The sequence below is a fragment of the Simiduia sp. 21SJ11W-1 genome (assembly GCF_024138675.1).
In the GTDB taxonomy this organism is placed as follows: Bacteria; Pseudomonadota; Gammaproteobacteria; order Pseudomonadales; family Cellvibrionaceae; genus Simiduia.
In genome coordinates this window covers 242,496-263,896 of sequence record NZ_CP090959.1, presented here as the reverse complement: position 1 = coordinate 263,896, position 21,401 = coordinate 242,496, and the positions used below count along the sequence as shown (strand labels likewise).

The 21,401-nt window shown below is 57.2% G+C and carries 17 protein-coding genes; 11 read left to right on the top strand and 6 right to left on the bottom strand.

What is annotated here, in order from left to right:
- Nucleotides 1-99: 99 nt before the first annotated feature.
- A complete protein-coding gene (locus L1F30_RS01240) occupies nt 100-1,743 on the bottom strand; it encodes a GMC family oxidoreductase (protein ID WP_253358428.1) in 1,644 nt (547 codons plus the stop codon).
- A 163-nt stretch (nt 1,744-1,906) separates the two neighbouring features.
- Here L1F30_RS01240 and L1F30_RS01235 point away from each other — a divergent pair, with 163 nt between their 5' ends.
- On the top strand, nt 1,907-2,926 hold the full coding sequence (locus L1F30_RS01235) for an AraC family transcriptional regulator (RefSeq protein ID WP_253358426.1): 1,020 nt from the start codon (nt 1,907-1,909) through the stop codon (nt 2,924-2,926).
- Between the two features lie 136 nt (nt 2,927-3,062).
- Complete coding sequence (locus tag L1F30_RS01230; protein WP_253358424.1) at nt 3,063-4,436, top strand: TolC family outer membrane protein; 1,374 nt, start codon at nt 3,063-3,065, stop codon at nt 4,434-4,436.
- A gap of 945 nt (nt 4,437-5,381) precedes the next feature.
- Here the strand turns inward: L1F30_RS01230 and waaA are convergent.
- A complete protein-coding gene (gene waaA / locus L1F30_RS01225) occupies nt 5,382-6,641 on the bottom strand; it encodes a lipid IV(A) 3-deoxy-D-manno-octulosonic acid transferase (RefSeq protein WP_253361869.1) in 1,260 nt (419 codons plus the stop codon).
- Nucleotides 6,642-6,764: 123 nt separating this feature from the next.
- Between waaA and L1F30_RS01220 the strand changes: the two genes are divergently transcribed.
- The 3 genes from L1F30_RS01220 to L1F30_RS01210 all read left to right on the top strand — a co-directional run bounded on the left by L1F30_RS01220 (nt 6,765) and on the right by L1F30_RS01210 (nt 9,576).
- On the top strand, nt 6,765-8,000 hold the full coding sequence (locus tag L1F30_RS01220) for an FAD-dependent oxidoreductase (protein WP_253358422.1): 1,236 nt from the start codon (nt 6,765-6,767) through the stop codon (nt 7,998-8,000).
- Nucleotides 7,997-8,785, top strand: a complete 789-nt coding sequence (locus tag L1F30_RS01215; RefSeq protein ID WP_253358420.1) for an aldo/keto reductase — start codon at nt 7,997-7,999, stop codon at nt 8,783-8,785. The genes L1F30_RS01220 and L1F30_RS01215 overlap by 4 nt, the downstream gene beginning before the upstream one ends.
- A 197-nt stretch (nt 8,786-8,982) precedes the next feature.
- A complete protein-coding gene (locus L1F30_RS01210) occupies nt 8,983-9,576 on the top strand; it encodes a PEP-CTERM sorting domain-containing protein (RefSeq protein ID WP_253358419.1) in 594 nt (197 codons plus the stop codon).
- A 156-nt stretch (nt 9,577-9,732) separates the two neighbouring features.
- Here L1F30_RS01210 and L1F30_RS01205 read toward each other — a convergent pair whose 3' ends face one another.
- On the bottom strand, nt 9,733-10,299 hold the full coding sequence (locus L1F30_RS01205; RefSeq protein ID WP_253358418.1) for an alkylphosphonate utilization protein: 567 nt from the start codon (nt 10,297-10,299) through the stop codon (nt 9,733-9,735).
- A gap of 43 nt (nt 10,300-10,342) precedes the next feature.
- The gene (locus L1F30_RS01200) at nt 10,343-11,251 is read right to left on the bottom strand and encodes a histone deacetylase (RefSeq protein WP_253358417.1); all 909 of its coding nucleotides are present in this window, start codon (nt 11,249-11,251) and stop codon (nt 10,343-10,345) included.
- Between the two features lie 148 nt (nt 11,252-11,399).
- Between L1F30_RS01200 and L1F30_RS01195 the strand changes: the two genes are divergently transcribed.
- The 3 genes from L1F30_RS01195 to L1F30_RS01185 are packed head-to-tail and all read left to right on the top strand — an operon-like array spanning nt 11,400 to nt 15,920.
- Nucleotides 11,400-12,623, top strand: coding sequence for an acetyl-CoA C-acetyltransferase (locus L1F30_RS01195; RefSeq protein ID WP_253358416.1), 1,224 nt, complete (start codon nt 11,400-11,402; stop codon nt 12,621-12,623).
- Nucleotides 12,620-14,785, top strand: coding sequence for a 3-hydroxyacyl-CoA dehydrogenase NAD-binding domain-containing protein (locus L1F30_RS01190; protein WP_253358415.1), 2,166 nt, complete (start codon nt 12,620-12,622; stop codon nt 14,783-14,785). The genes L1F30_RS01195 and L1F30_RS01190 overlap by 4 nt, the downstream gene beginning before the upstream one ends.
- Nucleotides 14,775-15,920: an acyl-CoA dehydrogenase family protein gene (locus L1F30_RS01185; RefSeq protein ID WP_253358414.1), complete on the top strand. Its 1,146-nt coding sequence runs from the start codon at nt 14,775-14,777 to the stop codon at nt 15,918-15,920. Before L1F30_RS01190 ends, L1F30_RS01185 begins: the two co-directional genes overlap by 11 nt.
- A gap of 53 nt (nt 15,921-15,973) precedes the next feature.
- Here L1F30_RS01185 and L1F30_RS01180 read toward each other — a convergent pair whose 3' ends face one another.
- On the bottom strand, nt 15,974-16,870 hold the full coding sequence (locus tag L1F30_RS01180; protein WP_253358413.1) for a DUF4382 domain-containing protein: 897 nt from the start codon (nt 16,868-16,870) through the stop codon (nt 15,974-15,976).
- Between the two features lie 979 nt (nt 16,871-17,849).
- Between L1F30_RS01180 and L1F30_RS01175 the strand changes: the two genes are divergently transcribed.
- The 3 genes from L1F30_RS01175 to L1F30_RS17520 all read left to right on the top strand — a co-directional run bounded on the left by L1F30_RS01175 (nt 17,850) and on the right by L1F30_RS17520 (nt 19,419).
- Entirely contained in the window at nt 17,850-18,467 is a 618-nt protein-coding gene (locus L1F30_RS01175) for a GlxA family transcriptional regulator (protein WP_253358411.1), read from the top strand.
- Nucleotides 18,464-18,793, top strand: coding sequence for a TfoX/Sxy family protein (locus L1F30_RS01170; protein WP_253358409.1), 330 nt, complete (start codon nt 18,464-18,466; stop codon nt 18,791-18,793). The genes L1F30_RS01175 and L1F30_RS01170 overlap by 4 nt, the downstream gene beginning before the upstream one ends.
- 497 nt (nt 18,794-19,290) lie before the next feature.
- Complete coding sequence (locus L1F30_RS17520) at nt 19,291-19,419, top strand: hypothetical protein (protein WP_256476016.1); 129 nt, start codon at nt 19,291-19,293, stop codon at nt 19,417-19,419.
- Between the two features lie 87 nt (nt 19,420-19,506).
- Here the strand turns inward: L1F30_RS17520 and L1F30_RS01165 are convergent, their stop codons facing one another.
- A complete protein-coding gene (locus L1F30_RS01165; RefSeq protein WP_253358407.1) occupies nt 19,507-21,219 on the bottom strand; it encodes a diguanylate cyclase in 1,713 nt (570 codons plus the stop codon).
- Between the last annotated feature and the right edge of the window lie 182 nt (nt 21,220-21,401).

Genomic DNA, 21,401 nt, shown 5'->3' with positions numbered 1-21,401 from the left:
TGTTTTACCTTTTTTTGGAGTGGCAAACGCCCTGATAGTTCATCAACGTTCAACGAAAGCTGCTGGTTTACCGCCTAAATCACACAAGCTAAACCTCAATCACGCTGTTGCGCTGCTGGCCAAAGACGCCTCGTCTGCTTGCGCCAAAATCATATCGGCGGCTTTTTCCGCAATCATTATGGTGGGCGCATTGGTGTTGCCGCTAATGAGCGATGGCATTACCGAGGCATCCACCACCCGCAGGCCCGCCAAGCCGTGCACGCGCAGCTGTGGATCTACCACCGCCTGCGCATCAGTACCCATTTTGCAGCTGCCGGCCGGGTGATAAATGTGGTTGGCTTCAGCGCGTACAAAGGCTGCAAGTTCGGCCTCGGATTGCACATCGTCGCCCGGGCGCAGCTCGCCTGCATAGCTGTGCGCAAGGGCCTGCTGGCGCAAAATTTCACGCACCTTTTGCACACCCGCCACCAGGGGCGCCACATCCCGTGCGTCACCCAACAAATTCAAATCAATCACCGGGGCTGCTTTTGGGTCGCCACTGGCAAGGGTAATGCGCCCGCGGCTGTGGGGCCTGAGTAACCCCACGTGTACCGTTAACCCGTAGCGAAAATAGTAGGGCAGGTGGCGGCCGTGATTGGCCATGGCGATGGGAGACACATGCAACTGCACATCGGGCGTGGCGGCCTCTGGCTGCGCCTTAAAAAACGCACCCACTTCGGCCACGGTAGAGCTGAACATACCGTCTTTGCGAAACACATAGCGCCCGAGCGCCCACACACTGCGCAGCATTTGCCGCGGGCGCAAGGTGCCCCAGCTGAGTGCCGATTTATCTTTGCAAACCACCAATACATCCGCATGATCTTGCAGGTTTTCACCCACGCCGGGCAAATTGTGCACGCATTCAATGCCGTGGGGTTCGAGTTTTTCCGGCGCGCCAACACCCGAGAGCAACAGCAGCTGCGGAGAGCCAAAAGCCCCGGCGCTGAGAATCACTTCGCGCGCCGCGCGCGCTCTAAAAACCTGGCCGTCCACCTCGTACGCCACCCCCACCGCGCGTTTATTTTCAAACAACACCTTGCGGGTGTGCGCGTGGGTGATCACCGTGAGGTTGCGTCGCTCGGCCACTATCGGCTCAATGTAGGCCGCTGCCGCGCTGCAGCGCTGGCCATTTTTTTGCGTGGTTTGAAACCAGCCAACGCCTGCCTGCTCGGCCCCGTTAAAATCGTCGTTGCGCGCAAGTCCGGCCTGCTGGGCCGCCTCGATAAACGCCTCGCACAAGGGGTGGCGGTGGCGTAGATCTGCCACATTTAGCGGCCCACCCACACCGTGAAACTCGCTCTCGCCGCGCTCTTGGTGCTGGGCTTTTTTAAAGTAGGGCAACACGCTGGCCCAATCCCAACCGGGGCAGCCTTCATCCTTTGCCCAGCGGTCAAAATCCTGCGGCTGGCCGCGCACATATAGCATGGCGTTAATGGCGCTGCTGCCACCGAGCGCCTTGCCGCGCGGGCAGTAAAGGCGGCGATTGCCCAGCGGTGGTTGAATTTTGGTGTAGTAGCGCCAGTTGAACAGGCCACCGGCTACGGCCGCTATGACCCCCAGCGGCGTGCGGATTAACGCGCTGTTGCCGGCCCCGCCGGCCTCTAGCAAACACACCCGGGTGCTGCCGTCGGCGCTCAACCGGTTGGCCAATACGCAGCCCGCTGAGCCGCCGCCCACTATCACGTAGTCGTAGAGTTTTGCCATGCCTTGCTCCCTGTCTGGCCGCCCGCAGCAGCGATGAATGGCTAGGAGTCTAGCGAAATACGCACCCTCGGCTTGACTTTACACGCCAAAGGTTTGACCTTGTGCGCCATGCACGGCACTTTGCCACCCCTTAATTTAGCTATGGCCAGGTTTAAGGCACGTTATGCCCTACCCGCTGATCAGCAAAAACTTTCTCACAGGCTTGCCGGAATTGTTGGCAGAGCAAGGGATAGCCCCGGCGCCGCTGTTTGCCGAGGCGGGCCTGGCACTTGCGCTGCAAGACGCCGCCCAAGACCTGATTCCCTTCGAGTGCCACAACCGGCTGCTGCTACTTGCGGCCAAGGCGCTGGGCTGGCCCCACCTTGGGCTGGTACTGGCGCGCCGGCAGGGGCTGTTTATTTTCGGCCCGCTGGCGAGCCTTACCCGCCAGTGTCGCACCGTGGGAGAGGCGCTTTCGGTGTTTAGCCAGCATCTTTCCATGGTGGTGCAAACGGTAGATATCGAACTGATGCACCAAGGCGAACTTGCCCACCTGATTGTGCGCGGGCGGTTTGACCAAATTGCCCGCACCCCCACCTTCCAGGATCACGCGCTGGCACTGGCCTACGATTTGATTCAGGTTTTTTGCGGCAACCACTGGCGCCCAAGGGCTGTGTACTTCAGCCACCCGGCGCCTGCAAACATCGCACCTTACGGCCAGTTTTTTCACTGCCCCATCGGCTTTGACCACCCACACCTGGCACTGGTGCTGGAGGGCAAGTTGCTGAGTCACCCCCTACACCCGGATGCGGCGCAATTTCCGGAGCGCTTGCGCCAGCATTTGGAACAACGCCACGGGCAGGATTTGCTGCAGCAATTGCGCGAAGTGATCGCCTTAACCCTGGCCACCGATGAATGCCAGCTCTCACGCATTGCCGGCGCCATCGGCTACAGCGCCCGCACATTGCAGCGCCACTTGCAGCAACAGGGTACGAGCTTTCAGAAGGTGCAGGAATCCGTGCGCCAGCAACAAGCACAGCACTATTTGGGCAACGGGTTTTACCGCATTACCGATGTGGCAGCCATGCTCGGGTTTTCCGAGCTTTCGGCCTTTACCCGCAGCTTCAAGCGCTGGTTTGGGGTAAGCCCGCAAACCTGGCGCGCCAGGCACCAACGCCAAATTGCACCTGCCATGCACAAATGACCCGGCCCGTCTCAATGGGCATTCTGTTCACCCTAAATTAACGATTCTTTAGGCAATTCATACTAGGAGGTACAGAATTGTTAAGGTAACCTTGCCGCTCATAACCCTCAGTAAACCGTCATCGAAGGATGCGTCTATGTCTTCCCGTACACCGCTAGCCCAAGCACTGCGCTGGATTTGCGCGGCAGGCTTGCTCACCAGCCTGCCATTTGCCCAGGCCGACACACTGAACGACATCTACCAACAGGCCGTTGAGAACGATCACCAGATCAAAGCCGATGCCGCAGCCTACCGCAGCGCGCGCGAAGCCAAAAATATCGGCCTGGCCAACTTGCTGCCACTGATCACCGCCAACGCCAGCTACAGCAAATCCGATTTGGATGTGACCCAGGTGGGTGTACCGGAAGTATCCAACACAGAAACCACCAGCTGGGGCGCCACACTCACCCAGCCGCTGTTTAACATGGCCGCCTGGTTTGGCTACCAGCAAGGCGTGGATTTAACGGACAAAGCCGAAGCCGACTTCAGCGCCGCCCAGCAGGATTTGATTGTGCGTGTGGCCACGGCCTACTTTAATGTGCTGCGCGCCATCGACACGCTGGAAGCCTCTATTGCCGAAGAAAACGCCAACTCGCACCAGCTTGCGCAAACCAAACAGCGCTTTGAGGTGGGTTTAACGGCCATCACCGATGTACACGAAGCCCAGGCTTCGTACGATATTGCCACGGCACAAACGCTCACCGCGCGCGGCAACCTTGGCATTGCCTTTGAAGCCCTGGAAGTATTAACCGGCAAGGCCCACAACACCATTGCGCCGCTGAAAGAAGATTTCCCCGTGCGCAAACCGCAACCCGAGACACGCGCCGACTGGGTAGAGTTTGCCTTAAAAAATAACTACCAGCTGAAATCTGCCAAGCTCGCCGCCGAAGCATCACGCCGTGGTGCGCAAAGCGCCCGCGCGGCCCACTACCCCACCGTAAGTGCAAGCATTGGCTATAGCGATTCAGATAGCGACAACCTGGAAAACGCCCTGCTCGATCGCGCCAGTAACGGCACCACGGCAAGCGTTAATCTTTCGGTGCCGATTTTCGCAGGCGGTGGCACCAGTGCGCGCTCGCGCCAGGCCTATGGCACGGCCATGCAAGCCGAAGAGCTGTACAACAAAGCCATGCGCGACACCATTCAACAGGCGCGCTCGCTGCACTTACTGGTAACCACCGATGTCGCACGGGTAGCCGCGCGCAAGCAGGCCATTACCTCAAGCTTGAGCGCGGTTTCAGCAACCCAGGCGGGCTATGAAGTGGGTACCCGCAACCTGGTAGACGTACTGCAAGTACAACGCACCCTCTACCAGGCGCGCCGCGACTATTCCAACGCCCTGTACGACTATGTGATTAACCAGTTCCAGCTGAAAGCGGTAGCCGGCAATTTAACGCCCGCCGATGTGGTGCAAATCAACGAGTGGCTTGATGATTTGGCCGCAGTTAACCGCGCCAAGTACGAACAGTAAACCCGTTTACTGCCCGCAACACCCTACGGCCAATCAAGCCCCGCTTGATTGGCCGTGTTTTTTTGCCGCAAAAATTCTCGCAAGCCTTTGCTCCCAAGGCGCTATTTGTGCAGTAGCGCTTTTAAAAAACGCGAACGGTCGCACACATCAAACCTGAAAAGTTTGCGCAGAAAGTGAAATGAAAAATGTGTGGCTTGGCTGAAAAATGCGCCACCAAAAACCCATGCCCGTTGCGGCAATCTAATGCACTGAAAGTAAATACCGGCAGCCAGTTCCGGGCGACTCAGGCAACAGCATTTCACCCAATGCCACAAGCCAGCGGCAACGCGGTTTAGGGCAAGGTTCACTCACGTAAAAGCCAACCAATGCTCAGCACATAACGGCTACCCATTAAAATTTTACTCACAGAGTGGGCAGCGACATCCGGGCGAAATATTTTTATTCTCCGGGTTTCGAATATGGGCTTTGAACACGTGAAGCGCCCACAGCTGTCCCACAAATCTACAGGCATGGAATATGGGGCGGAGTTGTGACCGTCACCCGCATGGACGCGGGTGTCGAGACTACATGGATGTATTTACGTCGTGTCACAAACTTCGCCCCAGATTTCATGTCCAGATATCGCTTAGAAACTCTGAGATATAGGTAGTATCAACGTCTGCCTTCCATGGAAACTTAAACTATGGGACAACAGTGGTGAAATCCCCGCCTTTTTTGGCCTTTTTTAACACAATATTTAGGCGGTAATGGCGGCCACTGGGCACTGCGTCTGTATGCTCGGGTATCTCACTGCCCTGGGGGAATTTCAGTAAATACATATCGAAGGCAACTGGCCAACGGGCGCCGCCAAGAAACATTTTGTGGTAGCCCGTTGCTTGCCTGCCGCGCTGCCATTTGAATAATTCGCTCAAACTCATGGGCAACCGATTTTCCTATTTAGAGCCTTCACACCAGCTGATCTATTTCCGCGAGCAGCCGGGCCAGCGCGCCGCGATTGGCTTCTGCCACCGCTTGCGCGGCCAGGCCCATACGCGCGCGGTGCGCCTCACTGCCGGCGAGCGCGACTACCGCCTCGGCCATTGCATCGGCGTCACTCACTGTTTGCAGCCCGCCTGCGTCTATCATCAGGCGCGACACTTCGGCAAAGTTAAAGAGGTGTGGCCCGCACAACACGGGCCTGGCCCAGGCCGCGGGTTCAATCATGTTGTGGCCGCCGGTGGGCACCAGCGAGCCGCCCACAAAACACAGATGCGCCGCGCCAAAAAAAATCAGCAGCTCGCCCATGGTATCGCCCACCAATACATCAAAGCTCGCCTCGGTGCGCCGGCTGCGCCGCTGGGTGTGCCAGCCTGCCGCCTCACACAGGGCAGTTACGCGATCAAAGCGCTCCGGGTGGCGCGGCACCAAAATCAATCGCAGCGCCGGGCACTGGGTGCGGGCCTTGGCAAAGGCGGCCAAAATAATTTCATCTTCACCTTGGTGGGTACTGGCGGCCAGCCACAGTATTTCATCGCGCGGGGCCCAATCCTGGCGCAGTACGGCCGCAGCTCGTCGCTGGGCCTCGGTGAGGGTGAGGTCGAATTTGATGGAACCTGTAATGGTGATTTTCTCAGGCGCAACGCCGAGTGCGCGAAAGCGTTCGGCATCGGGGGCTTGTTGGGCCGCCACTTTGCTCAGCCGCGCAACCATCGGCCGGGTGAGGCCACCCAAGCGCTCATAACCGGCCGCAGAGCGGGCGGATAACCGGGCATTGGCAAGCAACACCGGCACCTGGCGGGCGGCGCAGGCTGCCAGCAAATTGGGCCAAAGCTCGGTTTCCATCACAATTAGCAACGCAGGCTGCACGCGGCTGAAAAACCGCCACCAGCAATCGGGCAGGTCGTAGGGCAAATACACGTGCGATACGGTTGTGCCCAAGGCGCTTTGCACGCGTTCGGAACCGGTGGGTGTGGTGGTGGTAACCAGCACCCGGTGATCGGGGTAGCGGGTTTGCAGCGCGCGAATCATGTCGAGTGCAGCCAGGGTTTCGCCCACGCTCACAGCGTGCACCCAAATCACCGGGCCCGCGGGCAGCTCGCCCGTCAGGGCAAAGCGCTCGCCCCAGCGCCGCCGGTAGGCCGGTGCCAGGCGCGCACGCCACAAGAGCCGCAGGGCAATCACCGGCAGGGCCAAATACAAAAACAGTGTGTAAAACGCGCGCATCATAGTGGGGGCAGTGGCTGACAAAGGCGCAAGCATACCGAATGCCGCAGCCTGCCACCACGGCGGCGGGGCAGCCGGGCCTGAGCCTTTGCCGTATAATTCGCGAAATTTTGTACGGAAGCGCCCATGACAGTGCAGCAACACCATTTCGATACCCTCATCATCGGCGGCGGCGTGGCGGGCCTGTGGCTGGCCAATCGGCTGATGCGCGCGGGGTACAACACCTTGCTGCTGGAGCAGTCGGGCCTGGGCGATCAGCAATCCATGGCATCCCAAGGCATGATTCACGGCGGCGTAAAATATGCGCTCACCGGCAGCCTCACCGGCGCCAGTGAAGCCATTGCCGATATGCCCGCCCACTGGGCGGCCTGCCTTGCAGGCAAGGGCGACGTGGATTTAACCGGTGCTCGGGTGTTATCTGAACACTTTTACATGTGGGCAAGCCAGAGCGTCACCTCACGCATTACCACCTTTTTTGCCAGCAAGGCACTGCGCGGGCGTGTGGATGCCCTGCAGCCGAAAGATTACCCGCCACTGCTGGCGGCCGCCGGGCGCAAGTTCGACCTCTACAAGCTGGTAGATCTGGTGTTAGACGTACCCAGCGTGATCCAAACGCTGGCGGCCAACCTCGAAGGCCGCTGCCGGCAAGTCGATTGGGCGCACAGCCGTTTGACCGAGGGCCCGGAGGGCGTTTCGGTGATTACCGAACACCAGGGGCAAACCCATCAAATTAACGCCAGGCGAGTGATATTTACCGCCGGGCGCGGCAACGAACAGCTGCTGGCGGCCGCCGGCTGCAGCCAGCCCCGGATGCAACTGCGCCCGCTGCAACAGGTGATGGTTAAGCACCATTTGGGCTACAGGTTTTACGGCCACTGCCTGGGCGCCGATAAAACCCCAAGGCTCACCATCTCAAGCCACCCCTGCGCCGATGGCGCCACTGTGTGGTACCTGGGCGGCAGCCTGGCCGAACAGGGCGTGCAAGACACCCCGGCCCAACTGATTGCCCGCGCGCAACAGGAATTGGCCGAGCTCATGCCTTGGGTGGATTTATCCCAGGCGCAATGGGCCACGTTGAGCGTTGATCGCGCCGAGCCGCGCCAGCGCAACTTCGCCCGCCCCGATCAAGCCTTTGCCGCACGGGCACAACGCACAGACGGGCGCGCCAGCAACATACTGGTGGGCTGGCCCACCAAGCTCACACTGGCCCCGAACATGGCCACAAGCCTGCTGCAATTACTTGAGGCAGACGGCATTGCCCCCGCCCACCGCCAAAGCCCCGTGGCATTTCTGCCGGCCGCCCCCATTGCCCCCACCCCGTGGGATACCGCCTTCCCCACCACCGAGGCACAACAATCATGATGCAACGCCCCTTTGGTTCCACCGGTATCGAGGTAAGCCCCATTGGCCTTGGCACCGTCAAGCTTGGCCGCAATCAGGGCGTGAAATACCCTAAAGGGTTTGAGCTGCCCAGCGACGCCGAGGCACTGGCACTCATTAATTTAGCGCGCGAGCTGGGCGTAAATTTAATCGACACGGCCCCCGCCTACGGCACCAGCGAAACGCGCCTGGGCCACCTGCTTAAGGGCCAGCGCCAGCAATGGGTTATTTGCTCGAAGGTGGGCGAGGAATTCAGCAACGGCGAATCGCATTTTGATTTCAGCGCAGCCCACACACGCCACAGCATCGAGCGCAGCCTGCAGCGGCTAAACACAGATGTAATCGACATAGTGCTGGTGCACTCCAACGGCGATGACCTGCACATTATCGAACAAGAAGGCGCGCTGGAGCAGCTGGCCGAGCTCAAGCGCGAAGGCAAAATCCGCGCCTTTGGCATGTCTACCAAAACCGTTGAGGGCGGTTTAAAGGCTGCACAAATTGCCGATGGCGTGATGGTGACCTACAACCTGAACGAGCAGGCCGAGCGGCCCGTTATCGACTACTGCCACAGCCACCAAAAAGGCGTATTCATTAAAAAGGCGCTCGCCAGCGGCCATCTGTGCAACGGCCAAAGCGCGGATCCTGTGCAAGCCAGCATGGATTTCGTGCTGCAAACTGCAGGCGTTACCAGCGCCATTGTAGGCACCATCAACCCGCAGCACCTGCGCGATAATCTTGCCCGTGCGAACAAGGCGCTAGAGTGCTAGCGCGCGCCGATTTTCTTAACGTCGATTTTCTTAACGTCGGTTTTCTTAACATAGGCGCCAAACGTCGAGTGGCGAGAAAAGCGTAAGCCATTGAATTAATTAGATTTTATTTTTCGGGAACACTTTTTGCGTTGAAATGGGCGACACAGCTACCCGGCGGTAGCTCGGCAACCCTACAAATTCGCGAGGCAAGAAAAATGAAACGGATTCTCGTCGCTTGCACACTGGTTTTGGCGGCCGCGCAGGTAAGCGCAACCCCCATAAACTGTGCTGACACCAGCAATAACTACATGTCTATGAGCGATACCCAGGCCATGAGCTGCCTGGACGCAGGCACCGGCAACATCAGCGGCAACCCCGCCACCGATGCCTTCCTGCTGGCCACCAGCGACCCTTGGGTATTGAAAAGCAAAGACGATGTAGACACAGCGCTCGATCCCTTCGACCCGTTCAATATCAACTTTTCCATCGTGGCCGGCGCCAACAAATCCAGCACCGGCACCTGGAGCTTCGACAGCGACTTCTGGAACCACTACGAAGATGCCGCACTCGGCTTTAAGTTCGGCACCGGCGGCCAGCCAGACGAGTGGTTTGTATTTGAAATCCAGCAGGGCGTCAGCAGTGGCGACTGGGCCTTTCACAATGTGTTTGGCAAAGGCGGCGGCTTATCTCACATAAACCTTTACGCCTCTAAAATGGTCACCAACCTGCCAGAGCCCAACAGCGCCTTGTTAATGCTTTTTGGCGCCTTGATGCTGGCCGTTGCGCGCCGCAAAACCGCGCGCAGTTGAGCTGTAAATTACCGAAAGGCCGGGCAGCAATTTAGATGCGAGCGACTCATTGTTAGTTGCGCGTTGCTAGCCCCGCCGATTAAGCGGCCGCTGTATTAAGCGGTTGCTGACTTAGCCGGTTGTCTTGGGCGGTTGCGTGCCCAATGGCGTGGGCACTTAATTCTTTTTCACATACTGGGTGAGGATCACAATACGCTGGCCCTCCACCTTGCCTTCTATGTGCTCGGGGTTATCGGCCACCAATGAAATACCGCGCACGGCAGTGCCGCGCTTGGCGGTGAAATTCGCGCCCTTAACGGGCAAATCTTTGATGAGCGTCACGCTGTCGCCGGCGCTTAACACATTGCCGTGGCAATCTTTGTGCACCACCGACTGCTGGGCTGCCTGCGCCTTGGCCCAGCTTTCAAGCTCGGGCGCTAAATACATCACATCCAGCAGCTCTTGCGCCCAGTGGGCATTCGTTGCCAGCACCTGCAATTGCCGATAGGCCTGCACTTGCACGGCACCCACGCTGCTCCACATGGCATCGTTCAGGCACCGCCAGTGATTTTCATCGAGTGCCTCATTGCCGCCCAATTGGTTGGCACAGGTGGCGCAGGCCAGAATTTGGCGATCCGAGTTGGCCGCCGCATCCGGGCCCACTTCCAGCGCGCTCAGGTTTTCGGTTGCTTTGCACAATTCACAACAGTCGCTGCGCGCTTGCAGCGCGACCAATACAGACATAACACACCACCCAAAAGCGCAAGTATACCAGCAGCCAATGCCGCTAGATGCCCGCAAACTCCATTGCCGCCTGTTCAACACAAAGCGCATGGCGGCGCGCCAGTGCCTGTTGATCGCGGTCGTAGCCACCACCAATAACAGTGGCAATGGGCACCCCCGCCTCGCGCGCCTGGCGCAATACATCGCGATCGCGCGCGGCAATGGCCGCCTCTGAAATATTTAACAAGCCCAGAGGGTCGTCTGCGTAAACATCAACACCGGCGTCGTAAAGCACCAAGTCCGGGCGCTCTTCACGCAGCAATTTGGCAAAGGTGTGCGACACCACACTGAGGTAGGCATCATCGCCCATGGCCACCGGCAAGTTGATATCCAAGTCACTGGCGGCCTTGCGCACGGGGAAGTTTTTTTCGCAGTGAACTGAACAGGTAAAAGCCTGCGTATCGCCTTCAAGAATGCGCGCGGTGCCATCGCCCTGATGCACGTCTACATCAAAAATCAGCACCTTGCGCACGCGGGTGTGAGCAAGCATCGCGCGCGCGGTTATGGCCAAATCGTTAAAGATGCAAAAGCCCGAGGCGAAATCGCGGTGCGCGTGGTGGGTGCCGCCGGCCAGGTGGCAAGCCACGCCGTATTCCAACGCATAGTGCGCGGCCAGCAAGGTGCCGGCCGGTGAAATACACGTGCGAAGTTTAAGCCCTTCGCTCCAGGGCAGGCCCATGCGGCGCACCTCGGCATGGGTGAGTTGCCCACTCACAAACCGGCCCACATAGGCCTCATCGTGTGCCAGGGTGAGCAGCCCCGGCTGGCAACGGCCTGGCCTCAGGGTATTGGTGCGCGTGGCGATGCCCAGGCTTTGCAAATAGGCGTGCAGCAAGCCGAATTTCTGCATGGGAAACCGGTGCTTGGCGGGAAAGGGGTAGCTGTAAGCTGGGTGGGTAACAAGCGGCAGCACGCGGGCTCCTTGGTTGCTCGGTTTGCCTCGTGTACGGCGTTGCACAAGACCTGCGATCACTGGCATTGTCACTAAGGGTCATTAAATTGCAACTGTGCGCTGGCCTATAGTTAAAACCACACGCCACACATCAGGAAGTGAACAAGCCATGACATCAGACGCTTTTATTTTCGATGCCCTGCGCACACCCCGTGGGCGCGGCAAAGCGAGCGGCGCGCTGCATGAGGTCAAGCCCATCAGCCTGCTCACGCAACTGCTCGGCCATTTGCATACGCGCAACGGGGGTTTCCCCACCAATCAGGTAGACGACATAGTGCTGGGCTGCGTAACCGCCATAGGCGATCAAGGCGCAGACATCGCCAAAACCGCAGCACTCGCCGCCGGTTGGCACGATGATGTGGCAGGTGTCACGCTCAATCGTTTTTGCGCATCTGGCCTTGAGGCCGTCAACATGGCCGCGCAAAAAGTGCGCTCGGGTTGGGAGCACCTGGTGGTGGCCGGCGGTGTGGAATCCATGTCGCGCGTACCCATGGGCAGCGATGGCGGCGCCTGGGCGCTAGACCCGGAAACCAACGCGCGCACAGGCTTCATGCCACAGGGTATAGGCGCAGATTTAATCGCCACCCTGGCGGGTTTCAGCCGCACCCAGCTCGACGAGTTCGCCATGCACTCGCACCACAAGGCTGCTGCTGCCTGGGCCAGAGGCGCGTTCAATCGCTCGGTCATACCCGTGACAGATGCCAACGGCTTTACCCTGCTCGCCCAGGATGAAACCATTCGCCCCGATGCATCGCTGGAAAGCCTGGGCGCGCTCACGCCCTCCTTTGCAGACATAGGCGCCATGGGCTTTGACGGTGTGGCACGCGCGAAATACCCGGAAGTTGAACGCATTCATCACCTGCACACCGCCGGCAATTCCTCTGGCATAGTGGATGGCGCGGCAGTGTTATTACTCGGCAGCGCCAATGCCGCCAGCCAATGGGGCTTAACGCCACGCGCGAAGGTGCGCGCCACGGCACTGGTGGGCACAGACCCAACCATAATGCTCACAGGGCCTGCACCGGCTGCGCAAAAAGCTCTGGCCATTGCCGGCCTCACCGCAGACGACATAGACCTGTTTGAAGTAAACGAAGCCTTCGCCTCGGTGGTTATGCGCTTTGCCCGCGAGCTTGCCGTACCCATGGAAAAAATTAACGTCAACGGCGGCGCCATTGCCATGGGCCACCCCCTGGGTGCCACCGGCGCCATGCTCACTGCCACCCTGCTGGACGAGCTGGAAGCCCGCGACAAACAATTTGGCTTAATCACCCTATGCGTTGGCGGCGGCATGGGCATCGCCACGGTGATTGAACGCGTGGAGGAGTGCCAATGAGCAGCGTAAAACTTGTTAAACACGAAAACGGCATTCACCACCTGTTGCTCGACAGGCCCGACAGCCGCTCCAATTTAATGGATCAAACCTTCGCTGACGATTTCCAAAAAGCGACCGATGAACTGTTTGCCAGCGAGTGGCGCGGGCTCGTGCTCTGCTCCGCCAAAGACACCTTTTTTGCCGGCGGCGATCTCAAAGCCCTGTGCAACGTTTGCGACGACAACGCGGCAGATTTTTTCAACATGGTTGAGCAAATGAAAGCCTGCATGCGCAAAATAGAAACCGCCGGCAAACCGGTGGTGGCCGCCATTAACGGGGCCGCACTCGGCGGCGGCTGGGAAATGTGCTTGTTTGCCCACCACCGGGTAGCGCTCAATCAGCCGCAGGTAAAGATCGGCCTGCCAGAGGTGAGCCTGGGCCTGTTGCCAGGTGCGGGCGGCGTAACCCGCATGGTGCGCTTGCTGGGCTTGCAGGCGGCCCTGCCGCTGCTAACCGAAGGCAAGCAGCTCTCACCCGAGGCCGCGCTCGCCGCGGGGCTGATTCACGAACTTGCGGAAGACACCACCGGCCTCATTGCGCGCGCCGAAGCCTGGGCCGCCACCCACCCAGAGGTGCAGCAACCCTGGGATCAAAAGGGCTACAAAATGCCGGGCGGTACGCCTACGCAACCGGCACTGGCGCGCACACTGCCCATAGTGCCTGCCATGGTGCGCGCAAAAACCCACGGCTGTTTACCGGCGGCTGAAAAAATTCTGGCCTGCGCCGTTGAGGGCGCACAAGTGGATTTTGAAACGGCCACGCGCATTGAATCGCGCCACATAGTGACGCTGGCCCGGGGGCAGGTGTGTAAAAACCTCATCAATACATTCTGGTTTCAGCTCAATGAAATAAAAAGCGGCGCCAGCAGGCCCGACGGTGAAGCGCGCGCGCCTATCAAAAAAGTGGCCGTGCTGGGCGCGGGCATGATGGGTGCCGGCATTGCCTACGAATGCGCCAATCGCGGCATTGCAGTAGTGCTTAAAGATATCGACATGCAAGCGGCCAACAAGGGCAAGCAGCAGGCGGGGAAAATTTTGCAGGCACGCGTTGAGCGCGGGCGATTGCAAGCCGCCGAGGCCGAGGCCATTTTGGCGCGCATCACGCCCACCGACTTGCCCGAAGACTTCAGCGGTTGCGAGCTGGTAATTGAAGCAGTATTTGAAAACCGCGAGCTCAAAGCCAGTGTCACCCGCGAGGCGCAAACGCATCTTTCTAACCAGGCCATTATTGCCAGCAACACCTCCACCCTGCCCATCACGGGGCTGGCCCACGCCGCCGACGACGCCGCGCGTTTTATTGGCCTGCACTTTTTCTCACCGGTGCACAAAATGCCTTTGGTAGAAATTATTCGCGGCGCGCAAACCAGCGACGAAACCCTCGCACACGCCTACGATTTCGTGCAACAAATTGGCAAGACCCCCATAGTGGTGAACGACAACCGTGGCTTTTTTACCTCGCGGGTATTCGGCACCTTTACCCACGAGGGCATGGCCATGCTAGGCGAAGGCAGCCACCCGGCACTCATTGAAAACGCCGCCTTCCTGGCAGGCTTTCCCGTGGGGCCGCTTGCGGTAATAGATGAAGTCAGCCTCACACTGCTGGAAAAAGTGCGCGAACAAACCCGGCAAGATCTGGCAGCCGAGGGCAAGGCCTACCCCAATCACCCGGCCGAGGCAGTGCTCGATCGTATGCTTGAACTGAACCGCCGCGGCAAAGCCGCAGGCGAAGGTTTTTACAACTACCCAAAAGATAGCCCCAAGCACCTGTGGCCGGAACTGATCGCGCAATTTAATGTGCAACCGGAAAATCTAAGCCTGGAAGACGCCAAAGACCGGCTGCTCTACATAATGGCCATTGAAACCCTGCGCTGCTACCAGGAGGGTGTAATCAATGCCGTGCGCGATGCCAACATCGGCTCTATTTTTGGCATCGGCTTCCCTGCCTGGACGGGCGGCGCCATTCAATTTGTAAATCAAACGGGGCTGGCCGCGTTTTTGGCCCGCGCCGAACAACTAGCCGAGCGCTACGGCGAGCGCTTCACCCCGCCTGAAATTCTCATTAAAGCCGCCCACGAAAACCGCCTGTTTCAAGACAACAATAACGAGGCCGATCATGATTGCTAGAAGCGTTTACGATACAGAGCACGAACAATTTCGCGACAGCGTAGCAAAATTTCTGGAGGCCGAAGCTGTGCCTTTTCACCACGAGTGGGAAAAGCATGGCCAGGTGGATCGCGCGCTTTGGCACAAAGCCGGGGCGCAGGGCTTTCTGGGCGCCACCATTCCCGAAGCCGATGGCGGCCTGGGTGTGGATTTTCGCTACAACGCCATTATTGACGAAGAAGTGGCGCGCTTAGGCCTTACCGGCATTGGCTGGGGGCTGCATTCAGACATTGCCGTACCCTACCTCTACAAATACGGCTCTGCGGCGCTAAAGCAAAAATACCTGCCGGGGTGCATAAGCGGCGACATAATAACCGCCATTGCCATGACAGAACCCGGCACCGGTTCCGATTTACAAAGTGTTAAAACCACCGCCGTGCTTGAGGGTGATCACTACCTGTTAAACGGTGCCAAAACTTTTATTACCAATGGCCAACTGGCAGACCTGGTGATTGTGGTTGCCAAAACAGATCCAGCCGCCGGCGCCAGCGGCACCAGCCTGCTGTTGGTTGAGGCCAACAGCCCGGGCTTTAGTAAAGGCAAAAATCTCGAAAAAATCGGCATGAAAGCCCAAGATACCTCAGAGCTTTTTTTCCAGGATGTAAAAGTACCGAAGGAAAATCTACTGGGGGCAGAAGGCCAGGGCTTTGTATACCTCATGCAAGAGCTGCCACAAGAACGGCTGTCTGTGGCGATTGGCGCCATCAGCTCTGCTGAAAGCGTACTTGCCAACACGCTCGCCTATGTAAAAGAGCGCACCGCTTTCGGCAAGCCCGTAGCCAATTTTCAGAACACGCAATTCGTGCTGGCTCAGCTCAGTGCGGAAATTACCGCCATGCGCGTGTTTATCGACAAGTGCCTGGAATTACACGTGCAAGACAAGTTAGACGTACCCACCGCCGCCAAAGCCAAACTCATCGCCACAGAACTCCAGTGCAAGGTGGCCGACGAGTGCCTGCAGTTGCACGGCGGCTACGGCTATATGTGGGAGTACCCGGTGGCCCGCGCCTGGGCCGATGCCCGCGTGCAAAAAATTTATGCAGGCACCAATGAAATCATGAAACTCATTATTGCCCGCGATCTTCTAGGAAAATAACCCAGCCATAAAAAAAGCGGGCAAAGCCCGCTTTAATGCCTGCTTACAAAAAACTATTGCAGCGCAATGGGTGTTGCCGCGTTGGCGGTAATAGCGGCATTGGCCGTTGCACCAAACATAATTTCGTCGGCAGTTAGCGCGTCGTCAATCAGGCCATCACAGGTGAATGCCAGCGTGTAATCGCCGGCGGCCAAAAAGCCCACGGTGAACACAAAGCTGTCGCTGCTTTCTTCGTACATGACAGTTGCAGAGGTAATTGGGTCAGTTTCGGCACCCTGAATATCCATCGGGGTGACATCTGCACCCTGATACACATACACCACATTGCCCATGTCATTGTTGTCGCCGTTGTTTTCACAGGCTACGTCTTCAATGAGCGCGCGGCTAACCGTACCCACCACGGTGCCCACCTCAAGGTTGTTCACCATGCGCAGCGTTGGGCGCAGCTTGTAATCACCCGTGCCTTCCTGGTGTACCGATTTACGCAAATCAAACTCGATGGTGAAATCGGTAATGCCACCGGCGGCCAGGGTAAAACCACGGTTCAACTTCAAACCGGTTTGTGCCGCACTGGGGATTTCCAGCGGGTACTGTGCGCCGTCAATTTCAATGTAAGACGCAGCCGCGTCTACCCCTAAACGCACCCAATTGTATTCGCCGGCATCCAATTCAAGATCGCTCACCAGCGGCGCGCTCACCTCACCTTGATAATCCAGCAAATTTAACGTTGCCGCCTCATCAAGCGTTACCACCACACTTGAACCATTTGCAGGCTTCAGTTCCAATTCTGTAAATGCAATAACCACTGCATCGGCCGCATCCACTGGGCCATCTACTATTGCCAAGTTCAAGGTTGCCTTGTCGTCATCACTCGAAGAGCCACCACAGGCAGCCAGCAGGCCACAGGTAGCCAATAGTGTTATAAGAAAACCGTTACTTAGATATCGCATTTATACACCTCTTACTCATCCAAAAATGGACGTAATTCTAGACGCCAGTAGTGTGCCGCCGTCATTCATTTATTACCGTGAACCGGCACACAAGTTTACAACGCTGACATTATAACCCAATCGCCGTTTTTTCAGGCTGGACTGAGAAAAAGCAATTAACTAACACCACGGCCAGCCTGCCAAGCTTTGCAACGTCAATCATGTGCTAAACTGAAAGCGTTGTGTGGCGTCGGTGCCGGTGGTTCTAGCCCTTCGATCGGCACCGCCCACTTTTTTATGCCTCGGGTTTTGCGGGCTTGCTGGCTTGCATTCCAGCAACACATTCGCCCACCAGAGGCAGGCAGTTTTATAGAAAAACATGCAATAACTGAGCTGCAAGTAACAAAGCGTTACAAAGCAATGGAGAAATGCAGTAAAAGAGCAAGCAATTAACCGGGTGTAGCCCTGCAATGTGAAATTTACACGAAAGGCGCGCTGGCATAAGCCAATAGATTTAGGGCAAAGCCCTGCAAAGATAAAAGCCTTTTTTCGCGCGGGCAGGGTGGTGAAATTCTAGGCAATAAAATATCCTAGAAGGTGAAAATGCGTTAAAAGATGCCACACCTAAGCCTAAAATGGCACTGGCATTTACAGGTATCTTTTCATTGCAGGCATACAGCTTGTTAAAGGTTAACAGTGTGTATACCTGTAGCAATTTACATCACCACGCACCCTCTAAAAGCGCTCTAGGCGCGTAGGCCTTGTTAGCCGCGAGCATTTTTCGTGACACACTCATTGCCTAATACCTCTTTGATTTTTGCATGTAAACGCAGGCCAGCTGCCAACTACACATTGCCAGTGTTAGAACCGAATTTGCCACACAACATTGCTTGCGCCATCTTGAATACATTTTTAATGTGGCGCCAAAGTTACAATGAGAAAACCATCGCAATGAGAAAGCGTAAATGAATGCAATAACAGCATTAAATGCGAAGACACCATGCTAACAATCGGCATTTACCTTTTTGACCAAGCAGAGCTGTTAGACTTTGCAGGCCCGCTGGAGGTATTTACCACCGCCAACCGACTGCATGAACAACAAACAAAGTCTAGCCTACTGCGGGTGATCACCCTAAGCGCATCCGGCGAGCCTGTGCGCTGCCGTGCAGGCCTTCACATCACACCCGACACCTCACTGGCAGACTGCCCGGCACTCGATGTATTTATTGTGCCCGGTGGGCGAGTGGAGGCCGAGCGCGACAACCCGGCACTTAACGCATGGTTGATTGCCCAACGCCCGCATATCAGCACCTTAGCCAGCATCTGTAACGGCGCCTTTATTTTGGCAGGCGCAGGCTTGCTGGATAACCTGAGCGTAACCACACATTGGGAAGATGCCGCGCAGCTGGCGCGCGAATTCAGCCAAGTTAACGTTCAACCAGAACACCGCTTTATTGACCATGGCCATACCTTTACAACCGCAGGTGTGGCCGCAGGTATCGATGCCTGCCTGCACTGGGTGGCAAGCAATTGCTCAACGCCGCTGGCCACCGCTACCGCCCGACAAATGGATTACCCCTGGGCGGCTCACGCATCCCATGAGGAAGAAATATTATGAGCTACAGCGAAGCGCTAGCCACGCGCGTAAGAAAGCATTTAGGTCATCACGACAACTATCAAGAGAAACAAATGTTTGGCGGCCTTGCCATGATGCTCAACGGCAACATGTGTTGCGGCGTGGTGGGCGAAGAGCTTATGGCGCGGGTGGGCCCCGAGCGCTATGAAGATTGCCTTAAGGTACCTTACGTGCGGCAAATGGATTTCACTGGCAAGCCATTGCGCGGCATGGTGTACATAGCGGCAGCCGGGGTAGATTCCGAAAAGCAACTGGCCGCCTGGATTGAACTCAGCGAATCCTTTGCCCTGAGTTTGGCGCCCAAGTAGCTAGCACTAGAAGTACCTATTACGAGTAGCCAATACTTGCAACTATCAAAGCTGGCCATTGCACCAGCGCACCCACAGCTTTAGCACCCGCATTTTCAAACAAGCGTTACGTACCTTAACTCGGCGTAGCTGCAAGCTATTAACCACACTGTGTTTCACCTATCGCGTTTAAGCGGGCTTCAGCTTTCGGGTTCGGAGCCAAGCCCAGACACAGGGCGCGGGCCTGAGTCAGCGCACACGACCATCGCCCCTAACAAACAGCCGACTCAGAAACACGGCCAACACCACCACAAACACCAAAGCCCATTGTCCGGGCGCAGGCTGGCCATTCAATGTACGGTTGAAGGGGCAGGGGCTGTGCGAAAATATATTTTTTTTACCCTCTTGCGCGGCGCAAAATTGGGCATATATTTAAGGAGCCAACAATTGGTTGGTAACCGAAGCGATAGCCAACAGTAAGAGACTTTGGCTGCCTTCATCCTTTCCAGGAGAAAGAAATGGCTAAAACCCCGAGTGGCAATAAAGCGGCTCCCAGTGCTGTTTCCAAAGTGCCCACAAAGCCCGCTAAAGCCAGCGGCAAAGTGGCCGCGCCCGCCAAAAGCGCACCCGGCAAAAAGGGTAAGTAAAAAAACGCACATCCGGTGGCGGCAGTTGCCGCCACTTTTTAGTCTCGCCAAGCACCAGTTAGCTAACTGTAAATATCACGCCCGCTGTTAACTGCGCTCTGGCTCTTCTTCAACCCGGCGGCTGGCTGCCGGCACCTCGTACAAACACACCTGATTTCGACCGTCGGCTTTTGCTTGATAAAGTGCGGTATCGGCTGCTTCAAACAACGCACCCGGTGCGGTTAACAGGCCATCTTCACAGCAAGCAACGCCGAGGCTTGCGGTAATAGCCATGCCCCCTGGGCGCTCGGTTTCCACAAGCTTACGCAACCGCTCGGCCAGCACTTGCGCCTGATCAATGGCCGTATTGGGCAGAAGCACCGCAAACTCTTCACCGCCATAGCGGCTGGCAAAGCTTGGTCGGCGCACATTCTTACGCAGTATGCGCCCAACGGCGGCAATAACCTGGTCGCCCTTGGCGTGGCCGTGGGCATCGTTAATGCGCTTGAAGAGATCAATATCTAATACCAACAAAGACAAAGGCGCACCGGCGCGCTGCGCCTGATCCAGCTCTTTTGGCAAACGCTCGTCAAAATGGCGACGGTTAGCCAGGCCTGTGAGCGCATCGGAATAGCCGAGCTTTTGCATTTCATTTACGCGCGCGCCCAGCGCCAAAGACAGCAACACCATCTCCAGCAACGAGCCCATCTGGAAGCTGTTTTGGGTAAAGAAATTGTGCGGCAGCAATCCGAACTGTTTAAACATGTACACCAGTACCGACACCATAAACAGCAGCCAGGCAGCCATGAAGTAGCGCGCCGGTACAGAACCGCGCAGCCAGCACAAGGTGCCCAACACCAAAATCACACTGCACACGAAAATGGTTTGCAGCGAGTAGGCCAGCACCAGCTGCTGGTAGGCAAGAAAGGGCGTGACCAGCAACAACACGCCGCTGGCCATTTGCAGCACCACAGCAACCCTGTCGGTTTTGGGCGCAAGCTTTTGGGTGCCGTTTACCTCGCGGGAAAATTGCAAGCCAAAGAGCAGCGAAATACCAAGCAACAGCAGCAGGCTTTGATTGGCAAGCCAGGGGCTATTGGGCCAGAAATACTGGAACGACAAACCGTTGTGAACAGACATATACAAGCCATAGCTCACCACATACACCATGTAAAACACGTATACGCGATCTTTAACGGCCAAGAATAAAATCAGGTTATAAATAACCAGCACCAAAAAGCCGCCGTAGTAGGCGCCAAATAACAGCTGCTCACTGGCCACCTGCGTAAGCGCGGGGCCGGGCGCGGCCACACTCAAGCTGATGTTGATGGGGCCATCTGACTTGAAGCGGAAATACACGCGCATTTTTGCGTGTGCCGGCACCTGCAAAGGGAATACAAAATCGCGTACGCCCACAGGCCGGCTTTTGAACTGGCGCCGATCGCCTGTAGCGTGGTTGCGCCAGTTGCCATTGGCATCCTGATACCAGAAATCCAGGTAGTCGATGAGGGGGTAGTCTTGGCGAATAAACAAATCTGCGGGCCGCGCCTGGGTATTCTCGAAGGTGAGCGCCACCCAGTAGGCCGAGGCGGTAAACCCGAAATTTGCAGACGGCGAATGCCAGCGGGTAAACCCCGGGGTATCGCCTGCAATCACCTGGGCTAAAGACAGCTCGCCACTTGGGTCTTCCATGAGCGACATGTGCTCTGCAAGCTTTACAACCGGCATATTCGCCTGCACCGGTATCGAGTCGCTATTGGCCTCTGCCCGGCCTCCGCACACAAGGCAAAGCAGTAAACACAGCGCGTGAAGTTTGCTCATGAAGGCAACCTTTTTGTCGTTATTGTCATCGCAACGGTTGGCATCTGGCGCCCGAGCTGGCGCCATTGTCGCATAAATCATCTTTGACTTTTCACGACACCCATGCCTTATGCGCTATTGTGCCAAGTTAATTCCGCCAGCGAAATGCCAAACGGCCATGCAACCGGCCGTAAGGCACGCAA